Source organism: Luteibacter sp., assembly GCF_035539195.1.
In the GTDB taxonomy this organism is placed as follows: Bacteria; Pseudomonadota; Gammaproteobacteria; order Xanthomonadales; family Rhodanobacteraceae; genus Luteibacter.
This window is the reverse complement of record NZ_DATLIW010000030.1, coordinates 256,159-271,135: the sequence shown is the minus strand read 5'-3', so window position 1 is coordinate 271,135 and position 14,977 is coordinate 256,159. Positions and strand designations below refer to the sequence as shown.

Here is a 14,977-nt window from a genome sequence, read left to right as displayed (position 1 = left end):
ACAAGATGGCCGTATTTCCTCCCTCGCGAGCCCATGCCAATGACGAGCACCGTGATCATTGCCGACGATCATCCGGTCGTCGTCGCGGGTGTCGAGACCATCCTGAAATCGCACCGCTACCAAGTGGTCGCGCGTGCCCACGATACCGACGCCCTCTTCGATGCCCTCACCGACCACCCCTGCGACGTCGTGGTCACCGACTTCTCCATGCCCGAAGGCAGCCAGCCGGACGGCATGCCCATGTTGCGCCGCATCCGCGCACTACGGCCGGACACCGGCATCGTCGTGCTGACCATGCTGTCCAACCCGGCCATCCTGCGCACCCTGCTCGACATGGGCGTGTCGGCCATCTTCGACAAACGGACCAGTCTCCGCGACATCCCCGTCGCCGTGCACGCGGCCGACGTCCGCCGCACCTACCTCAGCCCGGCTATCCGGCGACTATTCCATGCCGCGGATTGCGCCGAAAGCGCCGACGAACTCGCCACACGGCTGTCGCCACGCGAGGTGGAAGTGCTACGTGCCTATGCCCAGGGATACGGGCTGATGGATATCGCCGCCTCGATGGGGCGCAGCCTGAAAACGATCAGCCGGCAGAAGCGCTCGGCCATGGCCAAGCTGGGCCTCATCAACGATGCCCAGCTCTACCAGTATCTGGCCGGCATCCGCGCCGGCACGCTCGACGACTGGTCGCCGGCCATCGAGGCGGCGGCCAGCCTGCGGTTCTTCGCGCTCTGACGCCTGCTCAGGCGACCAGGCGGCCGGAGGCCACCAGTTCGCACACTAGGCGCACGTCGCCATCCATCGCACGGTCACGCTGCATGAAAGCGATATGTTCGCGCAGCGTGGCCAGGGCGGCACGGACGGCAACGCCGCCGTGGAAATCCTCGGCGCGCGCCAGTGCATCCATCAGCGCGCGCACTTCGGTCTCGAAGCGGGCGTAATGCGGGGAGTCGCTGCGCGGCGCGCCGTTGATCTTGGCCGCCAGGGCCTCCCAGTCGCCGCGGTGGGCCAGCGTACGCGCGGCGTTGAGCATGTCCTGGCGGTATTCCAGGGCCTGGGCGGCCGTGTACAGCTCCATCGCCAGCACGTGGCCGAGGTCCTCGGTCATTTCGAGCACATGACGTGCCTCGTTGGCGCCCATGGACACGTGGTCCTCGGCATTGGCACTGGTCGGCACTGAGTAGACCGACGCCGGGTGCGCGCGCGTGGCGAGATCGTTGACCAGGGCGGCCGCGGTGTACTGCACGATCATGAAGCCGGAGTCCGTGGCGTCCTCGTTGCCGATGAGGAAGGCCGGCAGGCCGTCGTTATTGGCCGGGTCGACCAGCTTCGCCGTGCGACGTTCGGAGATCGAGGCGAGCACGGGAATCGCCGCCTTCACGTAGCTCATGGCCAGCGCCAGCGGCATGCCGTGGAAATGGCCAGCCGAGATCACCTGATCCTCGATCACCTGGGCGTTCTCCGCATCGGGGAAGACCAGCGGGTTGTCGGTGACCGCATTCAGTTCGATATCGAACACACGGCAGGCCTGCTCCCAGGCATCGCGAACGGCACCATGCACCTGTGGCGCGCAACGCAGGCAATAAGCATCCTGCGGCTGGTGCTTCTTGCCGCCCTTGAACGGGAGGAAGCGCGAGTAGAACGCTTCCTTGCCATGGCGCTGGGTGGCCGGGACCCAGTCCCAGCTGATGTCGAACCGGTAAGCCTGGTCGGATGGCTCGGACCAGGCGTCGGCCAGCCAGGGCTTGAAGCGCGGCACCATGTGGTAGGCGATATCCGCAAGCGTGGAGCCTTCGAGAAGGCGGCTGATCCGCTTCGCGGTCTCGACCTGCCCCGGGTGCGGACGAAGGGCATGCACCTGTTCGGCGTAGGCGCCCTTGCGACCGGCGAAGGCGTCCAGCGTCATGGCGGCGGCCAGGTCGGCCGTCCGGATCAGCATGTCCATCGTGTCGAGCGCGAGGACGCCCGTGGCGAGCATCTGCGTGGTGCCGTTGTTCAGCGCCAGGCCTTCCTTGAAAGAAAGGCGCACCGGCTCGAGACCGGCCTTCGCCAGCGCCTGAGCGCCAGGCATGCGCACGCCTTCGTAGAACGCTTCGCCACCACCGAGCAGCACGATCGCCAGGTGCGACAGCGGCGCGAGGTCGCCACTGGCACCGACCGACCCCTTCTCCGGGATCACCGGGATGACGTTGCGGTTGAGCAGCTCGGCCAGGGCGCGCAGGGTTTCGACGCGGATGCCCGAATGCCCTTTCATCAAGGTATTCACGCGGATGGCGAGCATCGCACGCACCACGTCCTCGCCAAACGGCTTACCCACGCAAACGGCGTGGGTGATGATCAGGTTGTGCTGCAGTTCTTCCAGCAAGGTACCTTCGCGCGGCTCGGGATTGCCGCCCGGCAATTCGTCACGCACGCGGTGCGCGCCGAGCAGCTTGTCAGCATTGCTGCCGAAGCCCGTGGTCACGCCATAGATCGGCTCGCCACCGCCGACCTTCTCGGCAAGGAAGTCGGCGGCGCGCTTGACCTTGACGAGCTGTGCCTCGTCCAGACGGATGGTGGCGCCCTGGCGAGCGATGGCGGCGACCTGGCCGCGTGTGAGGCTACGCCCGTCGAGAAGGATGCTGCTGGTCATGGTGACTTAGGCCGTGCAAAAAGGGAGGTGGGGAGGGAGCGGCTCAGCGACCGATATCGGCCTGGGCGAGTTCGACGCGCAGTGCCTTCACCAGTTCCGTGCGGGGCACTTCGAACTGGTCCTCGCGGCGAAGGTCCTTCACCGTGACGACACCCTTGGCGATCTCGTCTTCGCCAAGCACGATGACGAAACGGATGCCGGCGCGGTCGGCGTACTTGAACTGCTTGCCCAGCTTGCTGCCTTCGAGGACGACCTCGGTGGCGATGCCGGCGTTACGCAGCTCGGTGGCGAGGGTCAGATAGGCCGGCAACTGGGCGGCGTCCATCTGGGTGACCAGCACGTCGACCGTGCTCTGCGCGGTCGAGATCAGGCCGGCGTCGCGCAGCTGCCAATACAGGCGAGTCAGGCCGATCGAGATACCCACGCCCGGCAGGTGCGACTTGGTGTACTGACCGGCCAGGTTCTCGTAACGACCGCCCGAGCAGATCGAGCCGATACCGGGATGATCGTTGAGCGTCGTCTCGTAGACGGTGCCCGTGTAGTAGTCCAGGCCGCGCGCGATGGAGAGGTTCAGGGCGAAATGCGTCTCCGGAACGTCGAAATCGCGGATCATCGCCAGAACCTCTTTCAGCTCGGCGCGCCCCTGTTCGAAGGTGGCCGAACCGGCGCCCAGGGCGTCGAGCTTGGCGAAGGCGTCATCCACCGATGTGGAGCGCACCTGCACGAAGGCGAGGATCTTGTCCGCCACTTCCGCGGAGAGGCCAAAGGCGTCGCCGGTGAGCGTCTCCCGCACGTAATCGGCGCCGCGCTTGTCGAGCTTGTCGACTTCGCGGAGCACCAGCATCTGCTGCTCGGCATCGCTGACGCCCAGGTTCTCGAAATAGCCGCGCATGAGCTTGCGGTTGTTGAGCTGGATGGTGAACGCGCCGATGTCGAGCTCGCGGAAGACGCTATAGATGACCGCCGGGATCTCGGCGTCATAACGGACCGACAGCGAATCCTTGCCGATCACGTCGATGTCGCACTGGTAAAACTCGCGGAAGCGGCCGCGCTGCGCGCGCTCGCCACGGTACACGCGCTGCATCTGGTAGCGGCGGAACGGGAAGCTGAGATCGTGCTCGTGCTCGGCCACGTAACGGGCCAGCGGCACCGTCAGGTCGAAACGCAGGGCCAGCTCGGGCACCCCACCCTTCTCCGTCGCCGCGCCTAGCGCACCGGTCGACTGGACGAAATACACCTGGCGCTCCGTCTCGCCACCGCTCTTGGTCAGCAGCACGTCGCTGTACTCGATCACGGGCGTTTCGATCGGCAGGAAGCCGAAGCGCTCGTAGTTACGCCGAATGGTGTCCAGCATGCGCTGGAACGCGATCTGGTCGAGCGGAAGGAGCTCGAGGACACCGGGCATGGTGCGGGCCGGGGTGAGTGCCATGCAATTCCTCTTCGGACAGGCTATACGGAGGCCGCCACGCGGCAGCCGCATAGATTAGCAGATGGCCGAGGGCGCCCCGGTGCAGAAGTCGTTCCGCGGGCATGTCGAGGCCGCCCGGCGGCGATTTGTAAAAAAGATGCGACGACCTGTTGCGAATCGGCAGGGTCATGGCTAATATACGCGGCTCCCGTCGGGGTGTAGCTCAGCCTGGTAGAGCGCTACGTTCGGGACGTAGAAGTCGCAGGTTCGAATCCTGTCTCCCCGACCAACGAATTCTGTTCGTTACAAAAACGCCGGCCTAGCGCCGGCGTTTTTGTTTTTGCTTTCCGTGGTCGAAACAGCCGTGGTGTGGTCAAGAAACAAGCCGTGGTCGAAACAAGCTTCACGGGGTGACCGAACAAGCGTCCGTAGAAGCCGATCCATCGGCGATACCTCCCCTGTGGGAGCCGCTTCAGCGGCGATGCCTCACCCTGTGGGAGCCGCTTCAGCGGCGATAGCTCGCTCGCCTCGCCCACCCCGAAAACCCCAATCCCAAAAACGCAAAACGCCCCGAAAGGGGCGTCTTGCGTAACTGGCGGAGAGTGAGGGATTCGAACCCTCGATAAGGCTTTTGACCCTATACTCCCTTAGCAGGGGAGCCCCTTCGGCCACTCGGGCAACTCTCCGTGAACGTTCGTCGTTGAGGAACGTGCCTTAACGAGCGAGCAAGGATACTGGTCCTTGCTTCAGCCGTAAAGAGCTTTACTGGTCCTGGTCGTCCCCGGTGTGGCCGGCAGGATCGTTCTCGTTCTTGATGCGCTGGTAAATCTCTTCGCGGTGGACCGCGACGTTTTTCGGTGCATTGATACCGATGCGCACCTGGTTACCTTTGACACCCAGAACAGTGACGGTCACCTCGTCGCCGATCATCAGGGTTTCACCGACCCGGCGGGTCAGAATCAGCATGATTGATACTCCATAAAATCAGGTATTGGCTTCCCCACCAACGACAACTCACCCCGAGTGCTTGCCGTCAATGGATCGACGTTTCGACCATCGAAGGCCGAACTGCCTTCCCCGGCTCTAGTTGTGTGTGTCGCTGACCAGCTGTCCTGCCATTTCGATCCCGAGGATCGATGCCGAAGAATGCATTCGGCATTCGGATCATACTAGCCGAGCCAAACCAGCGCGCGCAACGCACGGTACCGTGAAAGCCCGAAGCGGAACGCCTTTACGGCATGCCGCCGTTCACGCTGGCCGGTTTCGTTCAGTGCAACCGGGCCTCGACCCAGGCCGGGATGTCCGCAAGGATCTGCGGAAGCGTCGGCGCGTCCACGCCGCCGCCCTGTGCCATGTCCGGGCGACCGCCGCCCTTGCCGTCGATCCGCGAAGCCACCTCGGCCACCAGGTCGCCCGCCTTGACACGCCCGAGCGCCGTGCCGCCGACGCCGGCGACCAGCGAAACCCGACCATCCAGCGCGCCCGCGAGGATGATGGCGCAATCGCCGAGCTGTTGCTTAAGGACGTCGACGCTGTCGCGCAGCGACTTGGCGTCGAGACCTTCAATACGCGCGGCCACGACTTTGATACCGCCGACGTCGACCGCGGCAGTCGCCAGATCCGCCGATGCGGAACTGGCCGCCTTCGCCTTGAACGATTCGATCTCGCGTTCGAGTTTCTTCTGCTTGTCGAACAGCTGGCGAAGCTTTTCGACCACCTCGTCGCCGTTCGCGGCGAGCAGGCCGGACACTTCACCCAGCACGCGCTCTTCCTCGGCGACGCGAGCCAGCGCACCGGCACCCGTCACCGCTTCGATACGACGCACGCCGGCGGCAACGCCGGACTCCGAAACGATCTTGAACAGGCCGATGTCACCGGTACGCGACACATGCGTACCGCCGCAGAGTTCGGTAGAGAAGTCACCCATCTTCAGCACGCGGACTTCGGCGCCGTACTTCTCGCCGAACAGTGCCATCGCACCGAATTCGATCGCCTCATCGTAGCCCATGTTGTGTACTTCGGCCTGGTCGTTATGACGGACTTCGTCGTTGACCATGCGCTCGATCAGGGCGAGTTCTTCGGCCGTGACCGCCTTGAAATGCGAGAAGTCGAAACGCAGGCGTTCCGGTGCAACGAGCGATCCCTTCTGCGAGACGTGGTCGCCCAATACCGTGCGCAACGCGGCATGCAGCAGATGCGTCGCGGAGTGATTGAGCACCGTGGCCTGACGCTGCGATGCATCGACCGCCGCACCGACCACATCGCCCTTGTTGAGCGGCGCCGAGCCCTGCCAGCTGCCGAAGTGAGCGAAGAACGCACCGCCGACCTTCTGCGTGTCCTGCACCGCAAGGGCGCCGGACGGATTGCGGATCATGCCGGTATCGCCGACCTGGCCGCCGGACTCCGCGTAGAACGGCGTGCGATCGAGCAGGAGGAAGGCTTCTTCGCCATCGGCAAGCCGCTCGACGGCCTTGCCGTCACGCACGATGGCGACGACCTTCGCGTCGGCCAGTTCGAGCGAGTCGTAACCGGTAAAGAGGGTCGGCGACACGGCACTGGCGACGTCGGCCGGGAGCTGGGCCTTGCTGCCGAAGTTGCTGGCGGCGCGCGCACGCGCACGCTGCTCGCCCATGGACTGCTCGAAGCCGTCCATGTCGACGCTCATGCCGCGCTCGCGGGCGATATCCGCCGTGAGGTCGACCGGGAAGCCGTAGGTGTCGTACAGACGGAAAGCGTCGGCACCGGGAATGACCTGGCCGGACTTCGCCGCGATATCGTCGAACAGGCGCATGCCGTGCTCGAGCGTCTCGCCGAAGCGGTCTTCCTCGGTCTTCAGCGCCTGCTCCACGAAGGACTGCTTCTTCGCGATCTCCGGGTAGGCCTCGCCCATCTCGGCAACCAGCGGCGCAACCATCTTCCAGAAGAAGTCGCCGCGCACGCCGAGCATCCAGCCGTGGCGAAGCGCGCGCCGGATGATGCGACGGAGCACGTAGCCACGACCCTCGTTCGACGGCAGGACGCCATCGACGATGAGGAACGAACAGGCGCGGATGTGATCGGCGATGACGCGCAGCGACTTGTTCGACAGGTCCGCCGTGTTGGTGAGGCGCGAAGCCTCGGCGATCAGATGGGCGAACAGGTCGATCTCGTAGTTGGAGTGCACGTGCTGCAGGACGGCCGCCAGACGCTCCAGGCCCATGCCCGTGTCGACGCAGGGCGCCGGAAGCGGCGACAGCGTACCGTCCGGCGCGCGGTCGAACTGCATGAAGACGAGGTTCCAGATCTCGATGTAACGGTCACCGTCCTCGTCGGGCGAACCCGGGGGCCCGCCGGCGACGTCGGGGCCATGGTCGAAGAAGATCTCCGTGCACGGACCGCAGGGGCCGGTGTCGGCCATCTGCCAGAAGTTGTCGGAGGCGAAGGGCGCGCCCTTGTTGTCGCCGATGCGGACGATACGGTCCGCCGGGACGCCGACTTCCTTGTTCCAGATGTCGTAGGCCTCGTCGTCCGTGTGGTACACGGTCACCCACAGGCGATCAGCCGGCAGTTTGTAAACGCCGGTGAGCAATTCCCACGCGTAGCGGATGGCATCGCGCTTGAAGTAATCGCCGAAAGACCAGTTGCCCAGCATCTCGAAGAAGGTGTGATGACGGGCCGTGTAGCCCACTGCATCGAGATCGTTGTGCTTGCCGCCGGCGCGCAGGCAGCGCTGGACGTCGGCCGCGCGAACGTAACCCGGCTTCTCGCTGCCCAGGAACACGTTCTTGAAAGGAACCATGCCCGAGTTGGTGAACAACAGGGTGGGGTCGTTCGACGGCACCAGCGATGCCGACGGCACGATGGTATGGTCCTTGGAACGGAAGAAGTCGAGGAAGGTCGAGCGAATTTCGGCGGTTTTCATGAGCGATCGTGGCTTGGGAGCTGCGAGACAGGTCGCGGAGACGCTCCGTCCAGAATCAAGGCTCACTGCCTTCAATCGTCGTCGGTGTCTTCCGCATCGGCGTGGGTTAGAACACGTACTGTGGCGGCGGCGAAGCCTCGACGCAAGAGGAATTGCGCCCTTCGCACCCGTTCCGCGGGATCGGCCGAGGGCCCGCCATAACGTCGACGCAGCTGACCGGCGGCCAGATCCTGCCAATCGACGTCGGCGGACTCGATCAGTTCGCGGATCACGGCGTCCGTGATGCCCTGGCTACGTAGTTCGGCACGGATGCGGGCTGGCCCGTAGCCCTGCCCTATCCGGCTCCGCATGAGCGACGCGGCGAAGCGGTCGTCATCCTGGTAACCCTGGTCGCCGAGGCGGGCGACGGCATCGGTGGCCTCTTCACGAGCAAAACCGCCGCGATCAAGCTTCTGCCTGAGTTCGCGGCGGGAGTGCTCGCGCCGGGCCAGCAGCCCGAGCGCCTTGTCGTACGCGGTGCGGTTCGGACGATCGGCGCTGCCGTCGCCCTTCCCCGCGCCTTTATCAGACTTCCTCAAGCTCGTCGGCTTCCGTCGAGGCTTCGGCCTTCGGACCGGCCTTCACGAGCAGGCGCGAACGCAGTTCGGTGTCCACTTCATTGGCGATGGCCGGGTTGTCACGCAGGAACTGGCGGACGTTTTCCTTGCCTTGGCCGATGCGATCGCCCTTGTAGCTGTACCAGGCGCCCGACTTGTCGATCAGGTTCTCGCGCACGCCCAACTCGATGATCTCGCCTTCGCGCGAGGTACCTTCGCCGTAGAGGATCTCGAACTCGGCCTGACGGAACGGCGGCGCCACCTTGTTCTTCACGACCTTGACGCGGGTCTCCGAACCGATGACTTCGTCGCCCTTCTTGACCGCGCCGATACGGCGGATGTCGAGGCGGACCGAGGCATAGAACTTCAGCGCATTACCACCTGTGGTGGTTTCCGGGCTGCCGAACATCACGCCGATCTTCATGCGGATCTGGTTGATGAAGATGACGAGGCAGTTGGTCTTCTTGATGTTGGCGGTGAGCTTGCGCAGCGCCTGGCTCATGAGGCGGGCGTGCAGGCCGACGTGGGAGTCACCCATTTCGCCTTCGATTTCCGCCTTGGGAGTGAGCGCGGCGACCGAGTCGACCACGACCATGTCCACGGCACCCGAGCGCACGAGCATGTCGGCGATCTCGAGGGCCTGCTCGCCCGTATCCGGCTGGCTGACCAGGAGGTCGGCCACGTTCACGCCGAGCTTTTCGGCGTAGCTCGGGTCCAGCGCGTGCTCGGCATCCACGAAGGCCGCGGTGCCGCCGGCGCGCTGGCAGGACGCGATGGCCTGCAGGGTCAGCGTGGTTTTACCCGAGGATTCCGGACCGTAGATTTCGACGACGCGACCGCGTGGCAGGCCGCCGATACCGAGGGCGATGTCCAGGCCGAGCGACCCCGTCGAGATGGTGTCGATCGCATCGTCGGCACGGTCGCCAAGACGCATGACGGCGCCCTTGCCGAACTGCTTTTCAATCTGGCCGAGGGCACTCGCCAGCGCCTTGCGCTTATTGTCGTCCATCGTGATATCCGGGTCTCTTGTGTAGGTAAGTATCTTGCCCGACCGTGGTCTCAGGGACTGCGATCCGCAATCGCCAAGTGTGCCACAGGGGAACGGGGCTCAGCCTCTGAGCTCGAAGGCCATTCCAGCAAGCGCCTTGGCCACCGTCTGTCGGCGGACGGCCTCGCGGTCGCCCGAAAAATGGAAGAGCTCCGCGCGCGCATACCCACCCCGGCGCTTCCAGCCGATCCATACCGTGCCGACCGGCTTGTCGGGGGTGCCACCGGACGGGCCCGCGATACCCGTGACCGCCACAGCCACCCCCGCCCCGTAGCGAGCCAGCGCACCCGAGACCATCTCCAGCACGGTTTCCTCGCTGACGGCACCGGTCCGCTCCAGGGTTCGCGGATTGACCCCAAGCAGGGATTCCTTGGCGCTATAGCTATATGTAACGACTCCCGCCTCGAACCATGCCGAGCTGCCGGCCAGATCGGTGAGGGTTTTGGCGATCCAGCCGCCGGTGCACGACTCGGCCGTCGCGACCATGACTCGCTTTTCCTGAGCGGCGGCAGCGACGTCCTGGGCCAGCGCCACGAGATCGGCGTCGGAGGGAATGGCGGGCGAATCCATGGGCGGGTCCTGTGGGGAAAGGGAGAGGTTCTACTCCCGGGGGCCGCCTCTGTCGATGCAATAGCAGCCGCACCGCAAGCAATTTGAGAAAAGTTCGATGGGAGCGCGGATTGTCGCGGCGCAAGCCGCCCGCTAACATGACAATCCAATAGTGCGATTGTTTTGCTACTCATGATTGCCATTAGCTGACGGTCGTCACTCCCAGACGCAACATCCGCACGATGGCGGGCACGCGAGCGAGTCCGCGTGGCCGACGAGGCGTGCACCTACCGAGTGTGTTTAGCGAGGGCCACTGATCCGCATGGACCCCGTTCAGTCACTATTTCTTCCAGCAAACCCATCACGCCGAGGAAACGCATCGATGGTCGTCCGCAACACGCTGAAAACAGCGAGGTGTCTCATCCCTGAAACGGAGGAATGACAACTTAAGAGCCGGGAGGTTGAGGCGGAACTGGTTTCAACCGCAACATTCACGAGCCTTACACATTTCCGGCATTTGAGTGCGCGAATGCACACTTGTGCAGTGATGCACGTCGCGCCGCAGCCCGTTTCACGCACGTTACATGCCAAAAATGTGTGACAAAGTCCTCAAAATCACGCACATGCACTACTAGTCAGAAAATTCGTGTTGCGTTATCTTTACGTCGCGGACAGGGATCCGCAAAAGGGGTGGGGAACACCAGCCGGTAAGACGCAACCATAAGTGGGCGACGCTTTTGTCGCTCCCGGTACGCGCGGCCATTCTTCGCTGGCACGTTATGCAAGGGCGCAACTGCGCTCGTACAGGATGTTGTATGGATGATTTGCATGTCGCTCGGGGCCAGTTGGCCCGCCGTTCCAGGAAGTTCCAGGGGTACCGCTCAAGCCGCGCGTCTCACGCGGTGGCGCGCCCACAGATCGCCAGCCGATTCGCTCCCCGGCTGGCGACCCTGCATATTTCGTAGCGCTACACCGCTCCGGCTTCGCCTTCCGGCGACGAGCCGCGGTGTTTGTTGCCTACGTTTTTCTCTTCGTTTTCGACGACTTACGAGCCAAGCGTGAATAGAACCCTGAACCCCCTCGCCCTCGGCCTTGTTTCGGCACTCGCCATGCTTCTTTCCGCCTGCGGCACACCCGCGGCCAAGGACTTCGGTGGCAGCTGGAAGCCGGTCAACAAGTACGACGACAAAGTGGTGGAGATTCCGCTGGCCCTGCCATACACCTACTACGCCGCACCGATGGACGGCACGTTGAAAACGATGCTGACCCGGTGGACGAAAGACACGGGACTGAAGCTCGCCTACCGCCTGCGCTCCGACTTCAGCCTCACGCGCGCCGCGTCGGGCATCCACACCACGGAGCTGCGCGACGCCACGGCCCAGTTGAGCGCGATCTACGGGGCACAAGGCGTCGCTGTCACCGTCAATGGTTCGGAGCTTGTCGTCGAGGAAGTCAGCGCCAGCATCGCGCCCGCACCTGCGCCGAAGCCATCCACGGCAGCGGTCGCTGCACCGGTCACACCCCGTGCCACGACCGCCGTCAGCCCCGAACCCATGCCTGCCTCCGCCCAAGCGACCGACGAACATGTCGCCGCGAACGCGGACGCCAAGTAAGCGACGATAGGACAGGCACCCCATGCTCAAGAAGAAAAGTTCGCCTAAGATCGACCAGGCCGTTGCAGAGAGCGTGAGCTTCGAAGTCACTGTGGCCGACCTGGCCAAGCGCAGCGAAAAACGCGCGTGGATCGTCGCCATCTGCTCGCTCGCCGTTTCGGTGATGCTCGGCGGCACCATCTACTACATGATGCCGATGAAGGAGAAGGTTCCGTACCTCATCCTTGCCGACGCGTACTCGGGAACGAGTTCCCTGTCCCGCCTCAGCGACGACGTGGTGAATCGCCAGATCACGTCGAGCGAGGCGGTCAACCGCAGCAATGTCGCGCACTTCGTGCTTGCTCGCGAAGCCTATGACCTTGCGCTGACCAATCTCCGCGACTGGCCGACCGTCCTGACGATGGCCGCGCCGGATGTCGCGCAGTCGTACATGAATCTGCATGCGGCCAATAACGAGCAGAGCCCTTACAAGATCTACGGGAAGTCTCGCGCGATCCGGGTGAAGATCCTCAGTATCTCGCTGATCGGTGGCGAGAACGGCCAGACGCCGAAGGGCGCGACGGTTCGTTTCCAGCGCAATGTTTTCGACAAGGTCAACGGGTCGACATATCCACTCGACAACAAGATCGCCACGATCTCGTTCACGTACAAGCCCAACCTGCGCATGGACGACCAGAACCGGATCGAGAATCCCTTGGGCTTTCAGGTGACGGGCTATCGCGTAGATAACGACTACGGCTCGCTCCCGCCGGCCGAATCGACCGATCCGAATGCTCCCGTGAACCCCGCCGCAGCCAATCCTGCCGTTGCCGTACCGGTCCAAGGCGCTGTCGGCGCGCCAGCCACGGGTACGCCGACACCCGGCGCACCCGTGCAGCAGACAGTGGCACCCGGTGGATACGCCCCGCAGGCACCGGCTGCCGCGCCAGGCCAGGCCCCGCAGGCCCAGGCCATCCCGCTCCAGCAGTCGGTCGGTATTCCGCCCTCGCCCATTCCGTCCGAAGGGGCGTACGCCACGCAACCACAGGTGGCGGCTCCGGCTGCTCCGTATCCACAGGCCGCTTCGCCCGCGGCCCGTCCCGTGACCCGCGCCGCCAATGGAGGGCGCCGTTAAATGAACCGTTCCAGCAAGCTGAACTTGGCCTGCAGCCTGGGTATCGCTCTTTCGGGGGTACTGACCGCAGCCTATGCGGAAACCGTCCCGACCACGATACCCGTGCCATCCCCCACGGGAACCTCGATCGCCGTGCAACCGTATGAGTACCAGCCCGACCGTATCTACACGGTACGGACGGGTCTCGGCATCACTACGCAGATCGAACTCAGTCCCAATGAAAAAATCCTCGACTACAGCACCGGCTTCAGCAGCGGGTGGGATTTGACCCGTCGCGACAACGTCTTCTACATCAAGCCGAAGAACGTCGACGTCGACACCAACATGATGATCCGCACGGCAACGCACTCCTACATCCTGGAGTTGAAAGTCGTTGCCACGGATTGGAAGACCCTGGACCAGGCCCGTCGCGCCGGCGTGCAATACAAGGTGACCTTCACCTACCCCGCCGACACGAGCTTCATGAGCGAGTCGAAGAAGGTCGAAGAAACGCCCGAGCTCGACACGGACCTGGTAAAGGGCCGTGACTACAACTTCGACTACGACTTCTCCAAGTCGCGCAAGGTGGCTCCCTGGCTGGTACCGATCAACGTCTATGACGATGGCCGCTTTACGTACATCAAGATGCCGGACCTCAAACAGTTTCCGACGGGTAACTTCCCGACGATCTACATGCGCGAAAAAGAACACGGAGAGGACTCGGTAGTGAACACCACCGTGGAAGGCAACACTATCGTTGTCCATGGCACGTACAACTACCTGGTTATTCGTCACGACGACAATGTCGTGGGCCTGCGAAGGAACACAAAGAAGTGAGCCCGAACAATCCCTATCAGCCGGACGACGAGTCGAACGGCGGCAACCATGTTCCGCCACCGGGCGACCATCACGCCGGTGAGCGCGACCCGCTGGCCAGCAATCCGTATTCGAACCAGCAGCGCCAGGCGCAACAGCCCGATCTGGATGGCGCCGCCCCGCAGCTGACGTCGAACGACATGCGGCGCATGAATCGCAGCGCGCTCGGCCTGCTCGCCGGTATCGTCGTGCTGCTCGTTGTCGTCGCGTTCTGGCTGTTCCACAGCTCCGGTTCGAACGATAAACCGACCAACAAGCCGCGCGAAGAAACCGTCTCGGTTCCGGATGCACCGACGAGCCCGTTCACGCCGTCGGTGACGACGCCGGAACCGCGCGCGATCACGCTCGCCCCGCAGCTCCCGCCGCAGACGCCGGAGGCGCCGCCGATCCCGGTCCAGCAAATGCCGGCCGGGCCGCATATTCCTACGCTGCTCGAGCGCCGCATTGCGGCGGCGAACGGCAATGGCGGCGGCCCGCAGAGTGCCACCGATGCCGCCATTCAAGCGGGCTTCTCTCCGGTGCCCAGTGCCGGGGGCCCGGGTGGTGCGGGTCCCGGAGGCGGATTCCCGGGCATGGGTGGTGGTGGCGGCCCGATGAATCCGCTCGCCAACTCCGCCTATTCCGCGAAGGACCTGCCGGAAGTCTCGAGTGCGACGCCCTTGCAGCACCCCGACACCCTCATGCTGCGCGGCACCTTCATCCGCTGCGTCCTCGAGACCCGCATCATCACGGACATTCCCGGTTTCACCTCGTGCGTCGTGACCGAGCCCGTCTACTCGTTCACCGGCAAGCGCCTTCTTCTGCCGAAGGGCTCAAAGGTGATGGGCAAGTACGAGATGGAGCCGAATGGTCCGCGCGTTGCTGTCATCTGGGACCGCATCGTCACGCCGACCGGTATCGATGTGAACATGGCCAGCCCGGGTATCGACACCCTGGGTGGCGCGGGTCACCCGGGCCATTACAACGCGCATTGGGGTAGCCGCATCGGCGCCGCGATGCTGATAAGCCTGCTCAGCGATGCCTTCAAGTACGAAGCAGCCGAGCACGGCCCGCGCCAGACGGAGATCAGCAACGGCGTGGTGACGCAGAGCCCGTTTGAAAGCAACACGGCGGACACCGTGCAGCAACTCGCAAACCAGGCCGTCCAGCGCCAGGCGAACCGCCCGGCAACCGTGACGATCAATCAGGGCACCGTGCTCGCGATCTACGTCGCCAAGGACGTCGATTTCACTGGCGTGGTAGCGAGGTACTGAGACGA

Annotated in this window: 11 protein-coding genes, 2 tRNA genes and 1 pseudogene; 6 read left to right on the top strand and 8 right to left on the bottom strand. The window is 64.1% G+C overall.

Going from position 1 to position 14,977, the window contains the following annotated elements:
• Window positions 1-39 precede the first annotated feature (39 nt).
• Window positions 40-738 carry a response regulator gene (locus tag VM621_RS11075; RefSeq protein WP_325469008.1) on the top strand — a complete coding sequence of 233 codons (699 nt, stop codon included), beginning with the start codon at window positions 40-42 and terminating at the stop codon, window positions 736-738.
• A 7-nt stretch (window positions 739-745) separates the two neighbouring features.
• Here the strand turns inward: VM621_RS11075 and VM621_RS11070 are convergent, their stop codons facing one another.
• Both VM621_RS11070 and hisS read right to left on the bottom strand, forming a co-directional pair.
• Window positions 746-2,635 carry an HAL/PAL/TAL family ammonia-lyase gene (locus VM621_RS11070; protein ID WP_325469007.1) on the bottom strand — a complete coding sequence of 630 codons (1,890 nt, stop codon included), beginning with the start codon at window positions 2,633-2,635 and terminating at the stop codon, window positions 746-748.
• Between the two features lie 43 nt (window positions 2,636-2,678).
• Window positions 2,679-4,064 carry a histidine--tRNA ligase gene (gene hisS / locus VM621_RS11065; protein WP_325469006.1) on the bottom strand — a complete coding sequence of 462 codons (1,386 nt, stop codon included), beginning with the start codon at window positions 4,062-4,064 and terminating at the stop codon, window positions 2,679-2,681.
• Between the two features lie 191 nt (window positions 4,065-4,255).
• On the opposite strand from hisS, the gene VM621_RS11060 reads away from it, so the two are divergent.
• A tRNA-Pro gene (locus tag VM621_RS11060) sits at window positions 4,256-4,332 on the top strand.
• Between the two features lie 304 nt (window positions 4,333-4,636).
• Here the strand turns inward: VM621_RS11060 and VM621_RS11055 are convergent.
• The 6 genes from VM621_RS11055 to VM621_RS11030 form a co-directional block, all read right to left on the bottom strand.
• Window positions 4,637-4,729: transfer RNA gene (locus tag VM621_RS11055), tRNA-Ser, on the bottom strand.
• Between the two features lie 76 nt (window positions 4,730-4,805).
• On the bottom strand, window positions 4,806-5,009 hold the full coding sequence (gene csrA / locus VM621_RS11050) for a carbon storage regulator CsrA (protein ID WP_046966111.1): 204 nt from the start codon (window positions 5,007-5,009) through the stop codon (window positions 4,806-4,808).
• A gap of 301 nt (window positions 5,010-5,310) precedes the next feature.
• Entirely contained in the window at window positions 5,311-7,944 is a 2,634-nt protein-coding gene (alaS, locus tag VM621_RS11045; protein ID WP_325469005.1) for an alanine--tRNA ligase, read from the bottom strand.
• Window positions 7,945-8,015: 71 nt separating this feature from the next.
• Window positions 8,016-8,522 carry a regulatory protein RecX gene (locus VM621_RS11040; protein WP_325469004.1) on the bottom strand — a complete coding sequence of 169 codons (507 nt, stop codon included), beginning with the start codon at window positions 8,520-8,522 and terminating at the stop codon, window positions 8,016-8,018.
• The gene (gene recA, locus VM621_RS11035; RefSeq protein WP_325469003.1) at window positions 8,509-9,549 is read right to left on the bottom strand and encodes a recombinase RecA; all 1,041 of its coding nucleotides are present in this window, start codon (window positions 9,547-9,549) and stop codon (window positions 8,509-8,511) included. The genes VM621_RS11040 and recA overlap by 14 nt, the downstream gene beginning before the upstream one ends.
• Before the next feature lie 99 nt (window positions 9,550-9,648).
• The gene (locus VM621_RS11030; RefSeq protein WP_325469002.1) at window positions 9,649-10,158 is read right to left on the bottom strand and encodes a CinA family protein; all 510 of its coding nucleotides are present in this window, start codon (window positions 10,156-10,158) and stop codon (window positions 9,649-9,651) included.
• 1,088 nt (window positions 10,159-11,246) lie between these two features.
• On the opposite strand from VM621_RS11030, the pseudogene VM621_RS11025 reads away from it, so the two are divergent.
• From VM621_RS11025 to VM621_RS11010, 4 genes and pseudogenes are all read left to right on the top strand, one after another.
• Window positions 11,247-11,600 (top strand): annotated as a pseudogene (locus VM621_RS11025) (hypothetical protein); the annotation flags it as partial.
• 172 nt (window positions 11,601-11,772) lie between these two features.
• Window positions 11,773-12,864 carry a type IV secretion system protein gene (locus VM621_RS11020; RefSeq protein WP_325469001.1) on the top strand — a complete coding sequence of 364 codons (1,092 nt, stop codon included), beginning with the start codon at window positions 11,773-11,775 and terminating at the stop codon, window positions 12,862-12,864.
• Window positions 12,865-13,680, top strand: coding sequence for a TrbG/VirB9 family P-type conjugative transfer protein (locus VM621_RS11015; protein ID WP_325469000.1), 816 nt, complete (start codon window positions 12,865-12,867; stop codon window positions 13,678-13,680).
• Window positions 13,677-14,972, top strand: coding sequence for a TrbI/VirB10 family protein (locus tag VM621_RS11010; protein WP_325468999.1), 1,296 nt, complete (start codon window positions 13,677-13,679; stop codon window positions 14,970-14,972). The genes VM621_RS11015 and VM621_RS11010 overlap by 4 nt, the downstream gene beginning before the upstream one ends.
• Window positions 14,973-14,977 lie beyond the last annotated feature (5 nt).

Excerpts from the sequence above, each read along its gene's own strand:
- VM621_RS11075 (WP_325469008.1), top strand. The coding sequence starts at position 40 with ATGACGAGCACCGTGATCATTGCCGACGATCATCCGGTCGTCGTCGCG.
- VM621_RS11070 (WP_325469007.1), bottom strand. The coding sequence starts at position 2,635 with ATGACCAGCAGCATCCTTCTCGACGGGCGTAGCCTCACACGCGGCCAG.
- hisS (WP_325469006.1), bottom strand. The coding sequence starts at position 4,064 with ATGGCACTCACCCCGGCCCGCACCATGCCCGGTGTCCTCGAGCTCCTT.
- csrA (WP_046966111.1), bottom strand. The coding sequence starts at position 5,009 with ATGCTGATTCTGACCCGCCGGGTCGGTGAAACCCTGATGATCGGCGAC.
- alaS (WP_325469005.1), bottom strand. The coding sequence starts at position 7,944 with ATGAAAACCGCCGAAATTCGCTCGACCTTCCTCGACTTCTTCCGTTCC.
- recA (WP_325469003.1), bottom strand. The coding sequence starts at position 9,549 with ATGGACGACAATAAGCGCAAGGCGCTGGCGAGTGCCCTCGGCCAGATT.
- VM621_RS11030 (WP_325469002.1), bottom strand. The coding sequence starts at position 10,158 with ATGGATTCGCCCGCCATTCCCTCCGACGCCGATCTCGTGGCGCTGGCC.
- VM621_RS11020 (WP_325469001.1), top strand. The coding sequence starts at position 11,773 with ATGCTCAAGAAGAAAAGTTCGCCTAAGATCGACCAGGCCGTTGCAGAG.
- VM621_RS11015 (WP_325469000.1), top strand. The coding sequence starts at position 12,865 with ATGAACCGTTCCAGCAAGCTGAACTTGGCCTGCAGCCTGGGTATCGCT.